Here is a 15,614-nt window from a genome sequence, read left to right as displayed (position 1 = left end):
GGTCGCCCGGTGACGGAGAGGCGTGATCCGCATGCGTGTGGCGCTGGTCAGGGAGCTGGGCGGCCCGGAGGTACTGGTTCCATCCGAGATGCCCGACCCGGTGCCGGGGCCCGGCGAGGTGGTGATCGACGTGAGCCACGTTGACACGCTCTTCGTGGAGACCCAGATCCGGTCAGGCGCGTTCAGCGGCCACTTCCCGGTCCGGCCCCCGTACGTTCCGGGAGGCGGGATCGCCGGGAAGGTGAGCACGGTCGGCGAGGGCGTCGACGCGGGATGGGCGGGCCGCCGGGTCATCGCCTCCGTCGGCTTCACCGGTGGCTACGCCGAGCAGGCGGCGACCGCCGCGGACCACCTGGTGCCGGTACCTGACGGACTGGGGCTGCGCGAGGCCGCCGCCCTCACGCACGACGGGGTGACGGCCGCCGCGCTGATGGAGGCGACCGCCCCCGGCCCCGGCGAACGCGTGCTGATCCTCGGCGCCTCCGGCGGCATGGGAACTCTCCTCGTGCAGCTGACGCACGCGGCAGGCGCCCATGTCGTCGCGGTGGCCCGCGGCGACCGGAAGACGGCGCTGGTACGGGAGATGGGCGCCGACGACGTGATCGACGGAGCGGACACGGGGTGGGTGGAACAGGCGCGTACGGCCCTGGAAGCGGCGGGCGGCCCGGCGGACGTGGTGCTCGACGGGGTCGGCGGCGCCATGGGCACTGCGGCGTTCACCCTGACCGCGGACGGCGGCCGCTTCTCCGCCCACGGAGCACCGACGGGCGGCTTCGCCCCGATCGACCCGCAGGAGGCGGCGCGGCGCGGCATCACACTGCGCGGCATCGGGGACGTACAGCTGACCGACGCGGAGTACGTACGCCTGGCCGGACACGCACTGGGTGAGGCAGCGGCCGGACGGCTGCGTCCGGTGATCGGGCACGTCTACCCGCTGGAGCGGGCGGCCGAAGCGCATACGGCGATCGAGGACCGCAGCCTGCTGGGCAAGGTGCTGCTGAGCGCACAGAAGGACTGACCGGTCCGGGCGGGAAGCGGAACGCAGGAGAACGGCGCCCGGCCGCTCGCGCCCATCGGGTCCCACATCCCTCCCCGCCCGCCTTCGGACACCTCAACGCAGCAAGGTCTACGCCGGCCGGTTCGCGGCGAACCAGTGGACATACGCACCGCCGACCTCCTGGACCGTCGGCACGCGGGGCAGCCCCAGTGGCTCCGCGGCCGCCGCCAGCACCTTCCGTATCCGTCGGGCCGCCTGCGACAGCAGGCGCCACTGCGGCTCCGGTCCAGGGCCCAGGGCCAGCACGGTGCGGATCACGTCCGTGTAGACGGACTGCGCCCGCTTGTACCCGAGAAGCACCGGCAGGTCTCGCTCCCATCCGTCCGAGCTGCCGGGCCGGGCGCACTCGACCGCGTCCCGCCAGATCGCCGCGATCCGCCCCTGTTCCACCGCCGGGTAGCGCATCAGATGAAGGTGTGTCGCCAGGTCGTACAACGGGTCGCCGACCATCGCCAGCTCCCAGTCGATGGTCCACAGATCGCCATCCGGGTCGACGATGAAGTTCTCCCGGTGCAGATCGCCGTGGATGAGGGCGAACGGGCGCGGCGTCAGCCCACCGCCCACCCGCCGCAGCCGGTCCAGTCCGTCGTCGCGGAGGCCGAGTTCCCGGAAGAGAGAGCCGTAGCGCGGTGCGTGCCGACGGTAGACCTGGTGCTCGGTGAAGTGGATCAGGCGCATCAGAAAGGCGGTGGAGTCGTCGCCCGGTCCTTCGGGCCGGCGACCCTGCCCCGGGCCGTCCGTCCCGCTGATCCGGTCGGGGTCGACCGAGACCAGTTCGTGGAAAAGCAGCCCCAGTTGCCGCGCATGGCGCGTGGACAGCGGTCGCCCGGGAGGACAGATCTCACCGAGCGTCCGCCCCTCGATGAATGTGTAGAGGGAGACCGTCTCGCGCTCGACGACCGCCGGGATACGAGTGATGCACCCCTGAAGGGCCCGGACGAGCTCCTTCTCCGAGGGGAACCAGCGCAGATCGAACCAGAACAGCCCCGCCCTCGGGTCCCGGCACTTCCACCAGGTCTGCGCGGTCGAACCGTCGCCCGCCGGAAGCGGAAAGGCGTATGTCTCGTGGTGGTAACCCTTCAACGGTCCCACCAGCAGGCTCTCGTCCGGGACGAGCGCGGCGGCACGTATCCGGGCCTCGGACGCCCGCGCTGCGGGCATCTGCCCCGCGGCCGCCCGGTCCGACGGCTGCGCGGCGACGGAAACCGGGAGCGCCGTCACGGGAGGGCCCGGCCCGTCACAGCCGCCGTGCGCCTGCCGCGGGCCCCGCAGCCCGGCCCGGCCAACTCGTCGCGATCCATACAAGGAAGGTACAACTTCCTGGTGTGCTACCGCACTTGTGCCTGCAGCCCGCGCGCCGCATCGGCGAGCACCTGCATCGAGTCGAGGACGGGAACCGCTCCGCCCCGCGACAGCACCACTCGCTTCTCGGGCTTGCGGTGGAACCCGATGAAGGGCATCCCGACCGCGTTCGCGGTCTGCCAGTCGGTGGCCGAGTCGCCGACCATCAAGTGCGCCGCGACACCGCCTGCCGAGTCCCGCATGACCTCGTTCAGAGCCCATGGATTCGGCTTCATGAGCGCAGCGTCCCTCTCGTTCCGGCCGATCACCGAGGAGGGTACGAAGTACTTAGACAGCGACTCACGCTCGAGGTAGCGCTTGATGGCGTCCGGGTGATTGTTGGACGCCACCGCCAGCCGCCGGCCCGCTCCGGCCCATGCCTTCATGAACTCCGCAGCACCCGGTGTCGGTTCCGCATGCTCGGCCGACTTGATCTCCCAGGCGGTGAGGACACCCTGCATCTCCGCGGCGGCAGAGCCCCACGCCTCGGACTCGCCGTAGTGGGCGGCGCGCCCCGCGTAGCAGCTGAAGATCGCGTGGGGGTCGGTGCATCCGTGCATCTCGTCCACTTCCAGACGGTGCGATGCGGCAATGTCCAGCAGCTCTTCGGCGATGCGGCCGGCCACGCTCTCCTTGCCTTCATGGCCACCGGCGAAGAGACGAGCGACGGGTCCGTCGAAGTCGAGCACGACGCAGGTGGCGCGGGACAGCAGGTCCGTCACTCTCTCGACGGACACGGCCGGCAGGACCGTCTTGCTCCGGGGAGACGTAGGGGTGGTCGTGGCGTGCGGCACGATCAGAAATCCGCCCTTGTGGCTAGTTTGTCCCAGTTCGAGTCAAAAAATGCCTGAAACGTGCGCACGATGCCGACCTGGTCGGGTGTGGAGTCGGCCGAGGCGCGATACGGAAAGAGGGTGGCCCCCGTACCGTAGGCGTCGTAGATCGCGACTTCCTCGCGGTCCGGAGGGAGCGGGATGGTGCCCTCTTCGGTCACGTAGAAGCCCTGCAGCGCCAGTCGGCGGTTCAGAATGTACAGCTTCATCTGCGGTGCGAACGGCACCAACCGCACCTCGACATCGACTTCGGGCACGAACCCCTGGTAGCGGAGTTCGAACAGGGCCTCCCGGAGCATGGTCGCGTGGCTCTGCAGGATCCCCTTCAGCCTCCGCCGCACCCGCGGATCGTCCGTCCCGTCCACCGGACGGGGTATGGCGAGATGAGGGAAGTCGCAGTCGGGGAGCATCAGCCGGGCCGTGATGCTGCGCGGCGGCCTGATCTCCCCGGTCATGATGCGGTTCTTCTGGTCCGACACCCGGGCCGCCAGCGACTCCGTGGTCATCGAGAAGACATCGAGCTCCACCTGCGTGGCCTCGAACGCCTCCTCCAGATAGGGCTTCAGCAGCACCGGAGGGACACGCTCCGAGACGACCGCCCACACGTCGTCCCCGTCGTCGTCCCCGCTGTCGTCCCTGTTCTCCACGGAGGGGCTGTCGCGTTGCGGGACGACATCGGGCTTCGGCCCTTCGCTGACGAACGTCCCGCTGCCCTGCCGGGTGACGATCAGCCCCTTGCTGCCGAGCAGCTTCAGCGCCTCTTTGACCGTCGCGCGCGAGACGTCGAAACGATTTGCGAGCTGCTCCTGCGTGGGCAGCCGGTCGCCGGGCCGCCACACCTCGCTGTTGATCCCCTTCAGCAGCTCATCGGCGATCCGCTTGTACTGATGCGCACTGCTGCCACCCGGCACAGGTCCATGGCTCGTCACCTCTCAACCATACAACTACCAGGCACACAACAAGAGATGGGGCTCGCAACCAGCTGAATCGTCATCGCATAGTCATCAACTTACCTACACAACCAGACAAGTTTGCAAACTCCACCCCGCAGGGAACCATATCCACAGGCCAACCAGTCAAATTCATAGGGGAGTTGAGTGGTTGCCGGGAGTCACAGGTATCGCGTCCGAGCGGCACAAAGGTGTGCGTGCGCAGACGCCCCTTCACCACCGGAGGAGTGACCGCCATGCCATTCATCACGCTGGGACTCGAGCAGTTCGTTCAGTGGAAGTACGGCCTCATGGGCACGGTGGGCTTCACCCTGCTGACCCTGGGCCTCAAGACGGGCAGCTCCAACTGTGCCGGGGCCGGAGCTCTCATCCTCGCTCTGCTCCTCGTCCCGACCGATTCCTGATCAGAACACGTCCGGGCACCAGGCCCGCCGCCCCGCCCGGAACACCCTGTCCGCCACCGCCGCCGCGCCCGGCGTCAGCTCCTCGACCCGGCCCAACGCAGCCAGCCGCAGCGCCGATTCGTCGCCGAGACAAAGCGTCCCCAGCTCCCGTACGTCCAGGGCCAGATCCGCGCTCCGCGTCGTCGGTGCGCACGAGGCGCCGTCCGGGGATACGTCCAGGCGGAACCGGCCGCCGGCGAGTCCCTCCGGGTCGTGGATGTCCAGGGTCAGGGTGGCCGGGGACGCGTAGGTGCGGGACTCCAGGGTTCGAACGACGTCCAGGATCCGCACCCACATCCAGTCCGCCTGCGTCACGATGCGGGCCGCGCGCGGGTCCGGGAGGAGGAGGGGGAGCAGGTCGTCGGGGGCGCGGTGGCCCGAGCGGACCGTGGTGATCCAGTCGATCGAGCAGACGAAGTGCCACAGCGCCCGTTCCGCCGCCGGGGTCTCGGCGATCAGGCCGAGGACGGACGCCCGGTTCAGCGGCTGCTTCGCATCGCCCCACTTGTCGTCGGCGCGGTAGACGAGCAGACCGTCGACCGTACCGTCCGCGTTGCGGTACACCACGTGGAACGGTTCCGTCCACGATCCCGGCACGGGCACGTCCTCGCCGGTGTTCAGCTGCCACCAGCGGTCGCCACGGCTGACCACGCCGTGCTGACGGGCGCGCAGCCGGTCGTGCAGGGCCGGGCCGAGCTTGCGTACCTCCGCGCCGTCCACCAGGTCGATCCGACCGCCGCCGTCCGCAGCGGACGGGCCCGACCAGCGCGGGTCCAGTCCCGCCCGGGGGACGTCGATCTCCCACTCGGTGGTCCAGGCGGCCGGGCCGAACCCGTACCGCCCGTAGATCGGGTACTCGGCGGCGATCAGCGTGGCGACCACGTCACCGCGGTCCTTGGCCGCCGCGAGGTCCGTGGCCATCATCCGGCTGAGCAGCCCGCGCCGGCGGTGCGTGGGCGACACCGTGACATTGGTGACCGCGTCGGACGGCACCGTGGCGCCGCCGACCACCGTCAGCTCCTGCGCGAACGAGCGGAACGTCGCCACACACCGGCCGGCGTCGAACACCCCTTGGGTCCGGGCCAGGTCCATGTGCGGGAGGCGGCTCGCGACCTCCCCCTCCGTCACCGTCGGCGGGCGCAGAAAGCCGGTGTTCACGGCGCGCAGCCAGTCGGGGAACTCCGATGCGGTGACGGGACGGACCTCAAGGCTCATGCGCCCCACGCTAGGCATGCGGTCCGCGGAATGTCGCCCGGTTTTCCGCCGCCACGGAGCCGGTCAGAAGGCCGCTCGGATCTCGCCCACCTCCGCGCTGCCGCCCAGCAGCGGCGCCCGTCCGATCCGGTCCACCACCGGTGCGTCGACGCCGAGCAGCTCCAGCGCCCTGGCCAGCACCGGGCCGAGCGCCCGGCCCCCGCCGTCGGTGATCTTGAAGGCCAGCGCCCGGCCGTCCGGCAGCGCCACCGCCTGGACCGCCTCCGCGCCCATCTTGGAGAGCGTGCCCGGCACCTCGCGCATCAGCCAGGTGTCGGGGCGCCGGGTGCCCGCGACGTACTCGGGGTGGGCACGCATCGCGTCCGCCACCCGTCGCTCGGCGGTACCCTCCTCCGCCCGCACGAACGAGCGGAACGCCCGCGCCAGACCCACGAGGCTGATCGCCATCAGCGGCGCCCCGCAGCCGTCCGTACCGACCGCCGCGACGGGTTCGCCCGCCGCCTCCTCGACCACCTGGTGGACCAGCTGCTGGAGCGGGTGCGCCGGGTCCAGATAGCTCGCCCGGTCCCAGCCGTTGAGTGCGCACGCCGCGAGCATGGCGGCGTGCTTGCCGGAGCAGTTCATGGTGATCCGCTCACGGACCTGGCCCGCGGCGAGGTACGTCTCCGCCTCCGCCGGGTCCAGCGGCAGATCGGGCGGGGTCTGCAGATCCTCGGGCGTCAGTCCGTGGTCGGCGAGCATCTTGCGTACGAGGTCGAGGTGGAACTCCTCGCCCGAGTGGCTCGCGGCGGCCAGCGCCAGCCGCTCCCCGGAGAGGTCGAGCCCGGCCCGCAGGACGGCGGCGGCCTGCATCGGCTTGTTGGAGGAGCGGGGGAAGACCGGCGCGTCCGGGTCTCCGAGTGTCCGCTCCACACTGCCGTCCGCTGCCAGCACGACCAGGGAGCCCCGGTGGTGACCCTCCACGAAGCCGGACCGTACGACCTCGGCCAGAACGGGAAGAGCGGGCCCGGCGGGCAGCGCGGGGGACGCCGGGGATATGAGAGGTGTGGAGGTCATGGGGGGCGGCCTTCCGGGCGGGGCGACTGACCCGCCCCGCCCGGAAGGATCGCTTCAGGCGAGCAGGTCGTCTACTTGTGCTTCCCCATCACGGTACCTGCGGGCGATCTCGGCGCTGCAATCGTCAGCGGTACGTTGCAGTTGGTGACGGCGGCGGGAGACCTGCTGCTCGTAACGGACGAGCCGCCCCATCGCGGTGTACAGCTCCTCGTCGGTGCGGGCGTCGAGGTCGGAGAGTTCGACCTCGGCGAGCGTCTCGGCCGCCAGCCGGCGGAACTCGTCGCTGCGCGGTGTGGTGAGCGTGACGTGCCGGGCGGAGGAACGGTGCCGGGACGGGGTGTCGGCGAGGATCTCGGAGAGCCGGTCCACGACCGGCGTCTCGGGGTCCCGGCGGCGGGCCAGCTCGGCCCGCAGGATGTCGATGCGGCCCTGGACCAGCCGGCGTACGTAACTGAGGTCCGCCTCGTCGCGCTGCGAGTCACGGCGCAGGTTGCGCAGCTCCGGCAGCCGCAGGGAGCCCAGCTCGGGCGGCGACTGCCCCGGCAGGCGCTCGCCGATGCCCGGACCGGTCCGCTGCACGGGTGGCCGCATGGCGCCGGCGGTGGTATCGGTACTGGTTGTGGCACGCGTGACCGGTACGGCACCGGCTGGGTGCCCGGCTCCATATGTACTCATGCTTTGTCCATCCCCTCGACCGGTGCGTCGGCACACCGCCTCCGTGCATCGTGCCATTCCGTACGGTGAAAACGCAGGTGCTCTGTACCCGTTCAGCCCAAGATAGGTTGGTCTGTATGCGTGCAGTGATACAGAGGGTGTACGGGGCGAGCGTCACGGTGGCCGACGGCTCGGGCGACGGGAGCGCGCCCGCGGTGGTGGGCGAAATCGTCGGCGAAGGACTGTGTGTGCTGGTCGGAGTCACCCATGGGGACACCGTGGAGAAGGCGGCGCAGCTCGCCCGCAAGCTCTGGTCGGTCCGCATTTTGGAGGGCGAGAAGTCCTGCTCCGACGTGAATGCGCCGCTTCTGGTGATTTCGCAGTTCACTCTCTACGGGGACGCCCGGAAGGGCCGCAGGCCCACCTGGAACGCCGCGGCACCCGGCGAGATCGCCGAACCGCTGGTCGACGAGGTGGTGGCGCAGCTGCGGGCGCTGGGGGCGCATGTGGAGACGGGCCGGTTCGGAGCGGACATGCGGGTCTCGCTCACGAACCATGGCCCGTTCACCGTCCTCGTCGAGGTCTGAGCGGGATCCGGCAGGGGAGCCGAACGCGCGCGCAGAGCGGGAGATCTACGGCTCGACGACCGTCTCCTGGGCCGCAGCCGTGTCCCCGGCGAGCAGTTCCGCGTCCACCGCCACGTTCCGCTTGACCAGCGCCAGTGCGATCGGCCCCAGCTCGTGGTGGCGGGCGGACGTGGTGATGAAGCCGAGCTGACGGCCGTCCGCCCCGTCCGCGGCGAGCCGTACCGGCGTCCCGTGACCGGGCAGCAGCACATCGCTGCCGTCCAGGTGCAGGAAGACCAGCCGGCGCGGCGGCTTCCCCAGGTTCTGCACCCGGGCCACGGTCTCCTGACCGCGGTAGCAGCCCTTCTGGAGGTGGACGGCCGTGCCGATCCAGCCCAGCTCGTGCGGGATGGTGCGGTGGTCGGTCTCGAAGCCGAGCCGGGGGCGGTGCGCCTCGACGCGCAGCGCCTCGTACGCCAGGATGCCGGCCACCGGGCCGTGCTCGGCGGCGTACCGCTCCAGGTCGGCGCGGGGAAGGAACAGATCGCGGCCGTGCGGCGCCTCCCGCACGACGACACCTTCCGGCACCTCTTCGATGGAGCCGGCCGGCAGGTGAACGACGGCGAAGTCCTCGGTGCGGTCGGCGACTTCGACCTGGTAGAAGAACTTCATCGATTCCAGATAGGCGACCAGCTCACCCTGGGTGTCCGGTTCGACGTGCGCCCACACCGTCTCGCCGTCGTCGACGAGGTAGAGGGCGTGCTCGATGTGCCCGTTCGCGGTGAGAATCAGCGCCTCGGTGGCCTGTCCGGGGGCGAGTTCGCTGACGTGCTGGGTGAGCAGCAGGTGCAGCCAGGCCAGCCGGTCGCTTCCGGTGACGGTGACGACGCCGCGGTGCGAGAGGTCGACGAGGCCGGTGCCGTCGGCGAGGGCGCGCTGCTCGCGGAACAGGTCGCCGTAGTGCGCGGCGACACCTTCGTCGCGGCCTTCGGCGGGAACGGCGCCGGGCAAGGACAGCAGAGGGCTCTTCATGCGACCAGCGTACGACTCGATTTACTGCTCGGAACCAGGAGCGGGGGCCGGTCCGGCCGCGGCCGCCTTCGTCGTGCAGTCGGCACAGCGGCCGAAGATCGCGAAGTGCTTCATGTCGGTCTCGAACCCGAACGTGTCCCGCAGCTTCGTGGTGAACTCGGCGACGACGTCGACATCGGCCTCGATGACATTCGTGCAGTCCCGGCAGACCAGATGGATGTGGTGATGGCGGTCGGCCAGGTGGTACGTCGGTGCCCCGTGCCCCAGATGGGCGTGGCTGACCAGCCCCAGCTCCTCCAGGAGCTCCAGAGTCCGGTAGACCGTGGAGATGTTCACGCCGGACGCCGTCCGGCGCACCTCGCAGAGGATGTCGTCCGGCGTCGCGTGTTCCAGTCTGTCGACCGCTTCCAGGACAAGCTGCCGCTGCGGCGTCAGCCGGTAGCCGCGCTGCCGAAGGTCGCTCTTCCAGTCGGTGCTCACCACAGGCCCAGTGTAGGACCGGACGAGCGCCCGCCCGCAGGGCGCACGACCACTCGGCCGTCCGGCTGGGTGCGGGTGGTGCGCCTACTTGAAGAACGCGATGCCGTCGTCCGGCAGGTCGCCGAGGCCCTTGGCCATCTGCTCGACCTCTTCGGGGGTGACGACCTTCTTCAGGTGCGCCGACATGTAGGGGCGCAGCTCCACCTCGGGGGTGGCCTTCTCGCCGACCCACATCAGGTCGCTGTTCACATAGCCGTAGAGCCGCTTGCCACCGTTGTACGGGCCGGATGCCGCGGTCCGGGCCACCGCGTCGGTGACCAGGTCGATCTGCGGCTTCTGGTGGGCGAGCTCGCCGTACCAGATCTCGATGACGCCCTGGTCGCGGACCATGACGACCTCGACCTTGCGGTCATTGTCGACGCGCCAGTAGCCGGACTCCGACTCCAGCGGCTTGACCTTGTTGCCCTCGGCGTCGAGCACCCAGGAGTGCGAGACGTATTCCAGGAAGTCCCGGCCGTCGTGGCTGAAGGAGACTTCCTGGCCGAAGTTGCACTTCTCGGCGCCGGGGAAGTCGGACACGCCCGCGCCCGTCCAGTTGCCGAGCAGGAAGGCAAGCGGGACGAGGTCCGGGTGGAGGTCGGACGGGATCTCGATCATGAGCGGCTCAGACGATCTGTGAGGGGGTGATGAGCGGTGCGGACGCGGGTCAGCGCTGGCCCTGGTACAGCTTCTTCACGGTCAGGCCGGCGAAGGCGAGAACACCGACGCAGACCAGGACCAGCAGGGTGGAGAAGAATGCCTCAAGCACGGGAGCTCCTCGGACGAGCGATAACGAGCGGTATGGCGGCAGTACAGGGCCGGGCCCCAGCCTAATGGGTAGGGGCCCGGCGCGATGGTTCGGGGCTTGCCGGGGAAGCGGGGCTCCCCGGCGTGCGGATCAGCCCAGCAGCTGGTTCTGCAGGATCAGCGTCTGGCGGAACGGGATCTGCTCGGCGATCTTCTTGCCCTGCTGCGAGTGGATGACCAGGGCGAGCGTGTCACCGGCCTGGATGTAGGCCTCGTGGATCCGCCCCTTCCCGGTCTTCGTCTCGCCGTACGCGTAGACCGCGGTCTCCGGCACCTTGCCGCCGGCGTTCCAGCTCTCGTCCAGTTGCAGATCCGTCGGCCAGTCGAGCGGTATGCCCGGCGTGCTGCTCACGTAGGTGTCGTCCCGAAGCCCCTGGGCGTACGCCGTCGAGTTGAACTGCAGCAGATAGACCTTGGACCTCGTGCCGTCCGGCATGGTCCAGCCGCGTGCCGCGATGTGGCGCAGGGCCGAGTCGTCGAGCAGCTGCGTGAGCTCGCCGCGCTTGTCCTTGCGGAACTCGCTGACGAACTGCGTGGTGCTCACCCAGCCGCCGGTCAGCTTCTTGTCCGCGGTTGCTCCGGCCGGGGCGGGGATCAGCAACTTCCGCAGGTCGGCATGGTGGATCTCGGCGACATTGGCCTCGTTGAACGGGCGCGGCGAACCGGCCGGCAGCGCCGGCAGGCTGAGCTCCGGGTAGTCCCAGCGCCCGTCGCCCTCGGTGGCCAGGCCCGGTACCTCGGTGCGCTCCATCGAGGTGATGCCGAGGGCCGTCCCGGTGCCGAGACCGCCGAGCACCAGCACGGCGGCGGTCCAGCGGGCGACGGCCCGCAGGACGCGGCGGGACGACTTCGGAGCCGGCACGGGCCCCGCCGCCGCGAGTCCCTGCTCGGGGGCCACCAGAGGCTCGGTGACCGGTACGGACTCCGAGGCCGGGACAGGCTCCGTCGCCGGGACAGGCTCCGCGGCCTGCACGTCCGTGACCGGGACGGGCTCCGCTCCTGCCGACGGAATCTCCTGCTCCGGAGCAGGAGCAGGAGCAGGAGCAGCGGGCTCCTCGGTCGCGGCGGTCGGTGCCGCCGTCTGCTCGGTCATACGTACTCCCCCGGGGACTCGATGTGGTCGAGCTGGTCCTTCACCAGATCGGCGACGTGGGACGCGCTGAACGGCTTGGTGCCGTACGCGTTGACGGTGAGGGACAGTTCCCCGTCGTACGCGAAGCAGGACAGGGCGTCGAGCTTCGCCTTGGTCTGCGGCGCCCGGAAGCACTTGGCCTTCTTGTGCCCCTCGATCGTCGGCCCCTTACGGGAGCCGCCGTAGGTGCCCATCAGCTCCGTCCGGAAGCCGAACATGTCGTGGACGGCCCTCTTGTCCTTCATCTTCACGATCTGGATCTCGATCGTCAGATCGTTGTCGTCCGAGGTGTACGAGCGCTGCGCGATGCCCTGGACGTGGAGCCGGTCGATGCGCTGGTCCAGTTCGCGGCGCTGCTTGCCCGCGATCCCCCGACCGCTCTCCTTCATCTGGGCCGTGGCCTTCTTGCCACTGATCTCGTCGTCGTTCCCGTACTCGCCCATGTCCGGGCCGAGACGGTAGTTCTCGGGAACCGGCAACAGCAGCTTGCTGAGCTCGGTGTCGGCCCTGCCCCGGCCGACGTCCCCGGCGGGGTCCTTGGCGGGCTTGTGCGCGCCCTCGCCCCAGACCTTGGTGGTGACGGTGCGGTCGGCGCTGTCCACGGTGACCGTGGTGTAGGCCGCTGCACCGCCGACGGCGCCGAGGACCAGGACCGCGGGGAGCACGGCGAGCACCACGCGCCGGGCCCGGCCCTTCGGGGCGGGCGGGGCCGGCTCGGCGGGCGGGGCGGTGTCGGGTGTCATGTCGTCGTTCACAGCCGCTCCAGCTGTCGCTCGGCCAGGGTCCGGATGTCCTTCTTGCTGATCGGCACGGTGTCGAAGATGTTGATGTCGAGCATGACGTCGCCGCGCTGGGCGATGGCCCGCGCCTGGTAGACAGGCAGGTAGCCCGGCTTGTTCACTGCCTTGTACAGGAAGTAGCGGCCGTTGCCGCTGCCCTTGATCGGATCGCCCTCGTTGCCCGCGCCGTCCTTGGCGTAGGGCATGTAATCCAGCTGATCGTTCGCATGATCGGACGCCCCGAGCTCTGCGCCTGAGCGGAACTGCACGAGGCGGATGCCCACGTCGCGGTACCGCCCCTGCGACCAGTTGGCGGCCGCGATCCGACGGACGTCGGCCTCCGCGAGCGTCTCGAACATGTAGTCCTCGCTCTCGAACTCCCGCGCGTACGCGTCAAGGGGCATCCAGCCCTTGGTCGGGAACGGGAACCTGGCGTTGCGCGCCCCCGAGGGCTTGCCGACGAGCAGCTCGCGCAGATCGCCCTCCGTCTTCCGCTGCCGGTCCTGCGACACGGGCAGCGGGGTCGGGACCTTGTCCGCGGGCAGCGCCTTCGCCGGGTAGGCGAGGTTCGGCTGCGACAGGGCGGGCAGCGGGGTCGGGGCGCGATCGGCCTGCACGCCGTAACCGACGGCGGTGCCACCGGCGATCCCGAGCACCGCGGCGGCGGCGATCAGCAGAGCGGTACGGCCACGCGGCCGCGGCTTGACCGGCGTCGCCGGCGCGTCGGACCCGGCCACCGGAACAGCCGTCGGCCCGACGACGGGCTCGGTCACGGGCGCGACCATCGGCGCGGGCGGCTCCACGGCCTGAGCTTGCGCCTCGACCTGCACGGGCGGCTCGGCCGACCGGTCAGGAATGGTGTCTTTCGGTTCCAAGAGGGTCCCCCCACGAGACCTGAGGCGCAGATTCCATTACCTGCGCACCCAACTGACCCCTCGCAAGGGGGTGGGGTTGTACCGGCGACGATTACAGTTCGGCATATGCAGAAGAAGCTCGTGATCAAGGTGACCGCAGGTGCTGACTCCCCCGAGCGCTGCTCGCAGGCGTTCACGGTGGCCGCGGTCGCCGTCGCCAGCGGTGTGGAGGTCTCGCTCTGGCTGACCGGCGAATCGTCGTGGTTCGCCCTGCCGGGCCGCGCCGCCGAGTTCGAACTGCCGCATGCCGCACCGCTGCCGGATCTCATCGAGTCGATTCAGGCGGCCGGCCTGATCACCCTCTGCACGCAGTGCGCCGCGCGTCGCGACATCACCGAGAGCGATGTCCTCGAAGGTGTACGAATCGCGGGCGCCCAGGTCTTCGTCAGCGAGATCATGGCCGACGGCGTCCAGGCCCTCGTCTACTGAAGCAGCCGTCTACCGGCGCTTCTTGCCGTCGAGCTCGTCCCACCACTCGTCCGACTTCGGGTCACCCGAGGGGTCATCCCACCAGCGGTCCTCCGGCCCCCGCCGGTTGGCGACCATCGCCGCGATCGGCGGGATGACCATGGCGACCACGCACATCCCTATGGCGACGGGCATCGACCAGAGCCGTACCACGGCCCAGGCGGACACGAACAGGACGATGCATCCGCCCATCAGCAGGAAATAGCCGCGACGGCGCCGGGCGTACATAACTCAAGCGTAGGCCCGATCCGGGCGCACGCGAACAGCGTGGACGGCCCCGCAAACCGCGCCGCGCACACCCCGGCGAGCACCACCGGGCACGCGCCCGCGAACGCCACCGTCGGCCCCCCCTGGACGGCGCGAAGGGCCGTACCCCGGTTCAGAAGGCGTCCAACCCCCTGGGGTACGGCCCTCCGGCCGATCTGCGTGCCGCGGATCAGACGGCGATGGCCACCTCGGAGAGGCCACCGGTCTGTGCGACGACTGTGCGGTCGGCGCTGCCGCCCGGGACGAGGGCGCGCACCGTCCAGGTGCCCTCGGCCGCGTAGAAGCGGAACTGTCCGGTCGCCGAGGTCGGGACCTCCGCGGTGAACTCGCCGGTCGAGTCCAGGAGGCGGACGTAGCCGGTGACGGGCTCGCCGTCGCGGGTCACGCTGCCCTGGATGGTGGTCTCACCAGGCTTGATGGTCGAAGCGTCGGGGCCGCCGGCCTTTGCTCCACACATGGTGTTCTGTCCTTCTGGTCGGGGGTCGTGCTGGTCCAGGTCGTGCGGAGTTACTTGCCGGCGCCGAGCTCGATCGGCACACCCACGAGGGAGCCGTACTCGGTCCACGAGCCGTCGTAGTTCTTGACGTTCTCGACTCCGAGCAGCTGGTGCAGCACGAACCACGTGAGCGCGGAACGCTCACCGATGCGGCAGTACGCGATGGTGTCCTTCGCCAGGTCGACCTGCTCGGCCTCGTAGAGCGCCTTGAGCTCTTCGTCCGACTTGAACGTGCCGTCGTCGTTGGCGTTCTTCGACCACGGGATGTTGCGGGCGCTCGGCACGTGGCCGGGGCGCTGCGACTGCTCCTGCGGGAGGTGCGCCGGGGCGAGCAGCTTGCCGCTGAACTCGTCGGGCGAACGCACATCGACCAGGTTCTGGTTGCCGATCGCGGCCACGACGTCGTCGCGGTAGGCGCGGATCGACTCGTCCTGGGCCTGGGCCTTGTACTCGGTGGCCTGGCGGGAGGGGATCTGGTCGCCGTCGACCAGGTCGCGGGAGTCCAGCTCCCACTTCTTGCGGCCGCCGTCGAGCAGGCGGACGTCCTGGTGGCCGTAGAGCTTGAAGTACCAGAACGCGTAGGACGCGAACCAGTTGTTGTTGCCGCCGTAGAGGACGACCGTGGTGTCGTTCCCGATGCCCTTCCCGGACAGCAGCTTCTCGAAGCCGGCCTGGTCGATGAAGTCACGGCGGACCGGGTCCTGGAGGTCCTTGGTCCAGTCGATCCGGATGGCGTTCTTGATGTGGTTCTTCTCGTATGCCGAGGTGTCCTCGTCGACCTCGACGAGGGCGACCTTCGGGTCGTCGATGTGGGCCTCGACCCAGTCGGCGTCTACCAGGACGTCACTGCGGCTCATTCTGTTCTCCTCCGGGGCAGTCTGCGGCGAGATGGTGCGTGATGCGAGATGTACGGGGGCGCAGTATCTGCGCGTACACACATGCACGGGGGTGGGCCCTGACAGTGGTCGAAGGGCCGGGAACGCGGGATGCGACGATCCAGCTCAGATGGTGCGACAGAGCATGGCGGCGATGCGGCACAGGTCTACTGCCCGCCGCTTCGTGAGATCCGCCTGTCGCTTCATGGG

At 69.9% G+C, this 15,614-nt stretch carries 19 protein-coding genes; 4 read left to right on the top strand and 15 right to left on the bottom strand.

What is annotated here, in order from left to right:
- Positions 1-31 precede the first annotated feature (31 nt).
- Positions 32-1,018 carry a zinc-binding dehydrogenase gene (locus OG963_RS24930; protein ID WP_371800323.1) on the top strand — a complete coding sequence of 329 codons (987 nt, stop codon included), beginning with the start codon at positions 32-34 and terminating at the stop codon, positions 1,016-1,018.
- A 108-nt stretch (positions 1,019-1,126) separates the two neighbouring features.
- Here OG963_RS24930 and OG963_RS24925 read toward each other — a convergent pair whose 3' ends face one another.
- The 3 genes from OG963_RS24925 to OG963_RS24915 all read right to left on the bottom strand — a co-directional run bounded on the left by OG963_RS24925 (position 1,127) and on the right by OG963_RS24915 (position 4,160).
- Complete coding sequence (locus OG963_RS24925) at positions 1,127-2,278, bottom strand: phosphotransferase (protein WP_319329596.1); 1,152 nt, start codon at positions 2,276-2,278, stop codon at positions 1,127-1,129.
- Between the two features lie 107 nt (positions 2,279-2,385).
- Positions 2,386-3,135, bottom strand: coding sequence for an HAD family hydrolase (locus OG963_RS24920; RefSeq protein ID WP_143020020.1), 750 nt, complete (start codon positions 3,133-3,135; stop codon positions 2,386-2,388).
- Between the two features lie 59 nt (positions 3,136-3,194).
- On the bottom strand, positions 3,195-4,160 hold the full coding sequence (locus tag OG963_RS24915; protein ID WP_327422915.1) for a winged helix-turn-helix domain-containing protein: 966 nt from the start codon (positions 4,158-4,160) through the stop codon (positions 3,195-3,197).
- A 257-nt stretch (positions 4,161-4,417) separates the two neighbouring features.
- Between OG963_RS24915 and OG963_RS24910 the strand changes: the two genes are divergently transcribed.
- Positions 4,418-4,585 carry a hypothetical protein gene (locus tag OG963_RS24910; protein ID WP_176902350.1) on the top strand — a complete coding sequence of 56 codons (168 nt, stop codon included), beginning with the start codon at positions 4,418-4,420 and terminating at the stop codon, positions 4,583-4,585.
- Here the strand turns inward: OG963_RS24910 and OG963_RS24905 are convergent, their stop codons facing one another.
- The 3 genes from OG963_RS24905 to OG963_RS24895 form a co-directional block, all read right to left on the bottom strand.
- Positions 4,586-5,839: a GNAT family N-acetyltransferase gene (locus tag OG963_RS24905; RefSeq protein WP_093777988.1), complete on the bottom strand. Its 1,254-nt coding sequence runs from the start codon at positions 5,837-5,839 to the stop codon at positions 4,586-4,588.
- Positions 5,840-5,902: 63 nt separating this feature from the next.
- The gene (locus OG963_RS24900; protein ID WP_093777990.1) at positions 5,903-6,895 is read right to left on the bottom strand and encodes an asparaginase; all 993 of its coding nucleotides are present in this window, start codon (positions 6,893-6,895) and stop codon (positions 5,903-5,905) included.
- 54 nt (positions 6,896-6,949) lie between these two features.
- The gene (locus OG963_RS24895; protein ID WP_176902351.1) at positions 6,950-7,570 is read right to left on the bottom strand and encodes an ABC transporter substrate-binding protein; all 621 of its coding nucleotides are present in this window, start codon (positions 7,568-7,570) and stop codon (positions 6,950-6,952) included.
- Between the two features lie 116 nt (positions 7,571-7,686).
- Here OG963_RS24895 and dtd point away from each other — a divergent pair, with 116 nt between their 5' ends.
- Complete coding sequence (gene dtd / locus OG963_RS24890) at positions 7,687-8,136, top strand: D-aminoacyl-tRNA deacylase (RefSeq protein ID WP_030925066.1); 450 nt, start codon at positions 7,687-7,689, stop codon at positions 8,134-8,136.
- A gap of 45 nt (positions 8,137-8,181) precedes the next feature.
- Here the strand turns inward: dtd and OG963_RS24885 are convergent, their stop codons facing one another.
- The 6 genes from OG963_RS24885 to OG963_RS24860 all read right to left on the bottom strand — a co-directional run bounded on the left by OG963_RS24885 (position 8,182) and on the right by OG963_RS24860 (position 13,259).
- Entirely contained in the window at positions 8,182-9,147 is a 966-nt protein-coding gene (locus OG963_RS24885; protein ID WP_030925063.1) for a folate-binding protein YgfZ, read from the bottom strand.
- 21 nt (positions 9,148-9,168) lie between these two features.
- A complete protein-coding gene (locus OG963_RS24880; RefSeq protein WP_030925060.1) occupies positions 9,169-9,630 on the bottom strand; it encodes a Fur family transcriptional regulator in 462 nt (153 codons plus the stop codon).
- Positions 9,631-9,711: 81 nt separating this feature from the next.
- A complete protein-coding gene (locus OG963_RS24875) occupies positions 9,712-10,284 on the bottom strand; it encodes an FABP family protein (protein WP_371799470.1) in 573 nt (190 codons plus the stop codon).
- 280 nt (positions 10,285-10,564) lie between these two features.
- Complete coding sequence (locus OG963_RS24870) at positions 10,565-11,566, bottom strand: hypothetical protein (RefSeq protein ID WP_371799469.1); 1,002 nt, start codon at positions 11,564-11,566, stop codon at positions 10,565-10,567.
- Positions 11,563-12,360, bottom strand: coding sequence for a hypothetical protein (locus tag OG963_RS24865; RefSeq protein ID WP_319329586.1), 798 nt, complete (start codon positions 12,358-12,360; stop codon positions 11,563-11,565). Before OG963_RS24865 ends, OG963_RS24870 begins: the two co-directional genes overlap by 4 nt.
- Positions 12,357-13,259: a hypothetical protein gene (locus tag OG963_RS24860; protein WP_371799468.1), complete on the bottom strand. Its 903-nt coding sequence runs from the start codon at positions 13,257-13,259 to the stop codon at positions 12,357-12,359. Before OG963_RS24860 ends, OG963_RS24865 begins: the two co-directional genes overlap by 4 nt.
- 105 nt (positions 13,260-13,364) lie before the next feature.
- On the opposite strand from OG963_RS24860, the gene OG963_RS24855 reads away from it, so the two are divergent.
- Entirely contained in the window at positions 13,365-13,727 is a 363-nt protein-coding gene (locus OG963_RS24855; protein WP_030925046.1) for a DsrE family protein, read from the top strand.
- 9 nt (positions 13,728-13,736) lie between these two features.
- Here the strand turns inward: OG963_RS24855 and OG963_RS24850 are convergent, their stop codons facing one another.
- The 3 genes from OG963_RS24850 to OG963_RS24840 form a co-directional block, all read right to left on the bottom strand.
- Positions 13,737-13,994: a DUF3099 domain-containing protein gene (locus tag OG963_RS24850; protein WP_030925042.1), complete on the bottom strand. Its 258-nt coding sequence runs from the start codon at positions 13,992-13,994 to the stop codon at positions 13,737-13,739.
- 208 nt (positions 13,995-14,202) lie between these two features.
- On the bottom strand, positions 14,203-14,490 hold the full coding sequence (locus tag OG963_RS24845) for a DUF1416 domain-containing protein (RefSeq protein WP_030925040.1): 288 nt from the start codon (positions 14,488-14,490) through the stop codon (positions 14,203-14,205).
- A gap of 50 nt (positions 14,491-14,540) precedes the next feature.
- Positions 14,541-15,386: a sulfurtransferase gene (locus OG963_RS24840; RefSeq protein ID WP_371799467.1), complete on the bottom strand. Its 846-nt coding sequence runs from the start codon at positions 15,384-15,386 to the stop codon at positions 14,541-14,543.
- Positions 15,387-15,614: the final 228 nt, after the last annotated feature.

The sequence above is a fragment of the Streptomyces sp. NBC_01707 genome, assembly GCF_041438805.1.
In the GTDB taxonomy this organism is placed as follows: Bacteria; Actinomycetota; Actinomycetes; order Streptomycetales; family Streptomycetaceae; genus Streptomyces.
This window is presented reverse-complemented; position numbering and strand designations above follow the sequence as displayed.

What these genes read in the sequence shown, in the direction of transcription:
- OG963_RS24895 (WP_176902351.1), bottom strand. Translation starts at nt 7,570, where the DNA reads ATGAGTACATATGGAGCCGGGCACCCAGCCGGTGCCGTACCGGTCACG.
- OG963_RS24870 (WP_371799469.1), bottom strand. Translation starts at nt 11,566, where the DNA reads ATGACCGAGCAGACGGCGGCACCGACCGCCGCGACCGAGGAGCCCGCT.
- OG963_RS24900 (WP_093777990.1), bottom strand. Translation starts at nt 6,895, where the DNA reads ATGACCTCCACACCTCTCATATCCCCGGCGTCCCCCGCGCTGCCCGCC.
- OG963_RS24850 (WP_030925042.1), bottom strand. Translation starts at nt 13,994, where the DNA reads ATGTACGCCCGGCGCCGTCGCGGCTATTTCCTGCTGATGGGCGGATGC.
- OG963_RS24855 (WP_030925046.1), top strand. Translation starts at nt 13,365, where the DNA reads ATGCAGAAGAAGCTCGTGATCAAGGTGACCGCAGGTGCTGACTCCCCC.
- dtd (WP_030925066.1), top strand. Translation starts at nt 7,687, where the DNA reads ATGCGTGCAGTGATACAGAGGGTGTACGGGGCGAGCGTCACGGTGGCC.
- OG963_RS24905 (WP_093777988.1), bottom strand. Translation starts at nt 5,839, where the DNA reads ATGAGCCTTGAGGTCCGTCCCGTCACCGCATCGGAGTTCCCCGACTGG.
- OG963_RS24930 (WP_371800323.1), top strand. Translation starts at nt 32, where the DNA reads ATGCGTGTGGCGCTGGTCAGGGAGCTGGGCGGCCCGGAGGTACTGGTT.
- OG963_RS24885 (WP_030925063.1), bottom strand. Translation starts at nt 9,147, where the DNA reads ATGAAGAGCCCTCTGCTGTCCTTGCCCGGCGCCGTTCCCGCCGAAGGC.
- OG963_RS24840 (WP_371799467.1), bottom strand. Translation starts at nt 15,386, where the DNA reads ATGAGCCGCAGTGACGTCCTGGTAGACGCCGACTGGGTCGAGGCCCAC.
- OG963_RS24910 (WP_176902350.1), top strand. Translation starts at nt 4,418, where the DNA reads ATGCCATTCATCACGCTGGGACTCGAGCAGTTCGTTCAGTGGAAGTAC.
- OG963_RS24875 (WP_371799470.1), bottom strand. Translation starts at nt 10,284, where the DNA reads ATGATCGAGATCCCGTCCGACCTCCACCCGGACCTCGTCCCGCTTGCC.
- OG963_RS24845 (WP_030925040.1), bottom strand. Translation starts at nt 14,490, where the DNA reads ATGTGTGGAGCAAAGGCCGGCGGCCCCGACGCTTCGACCATCAAGCCT.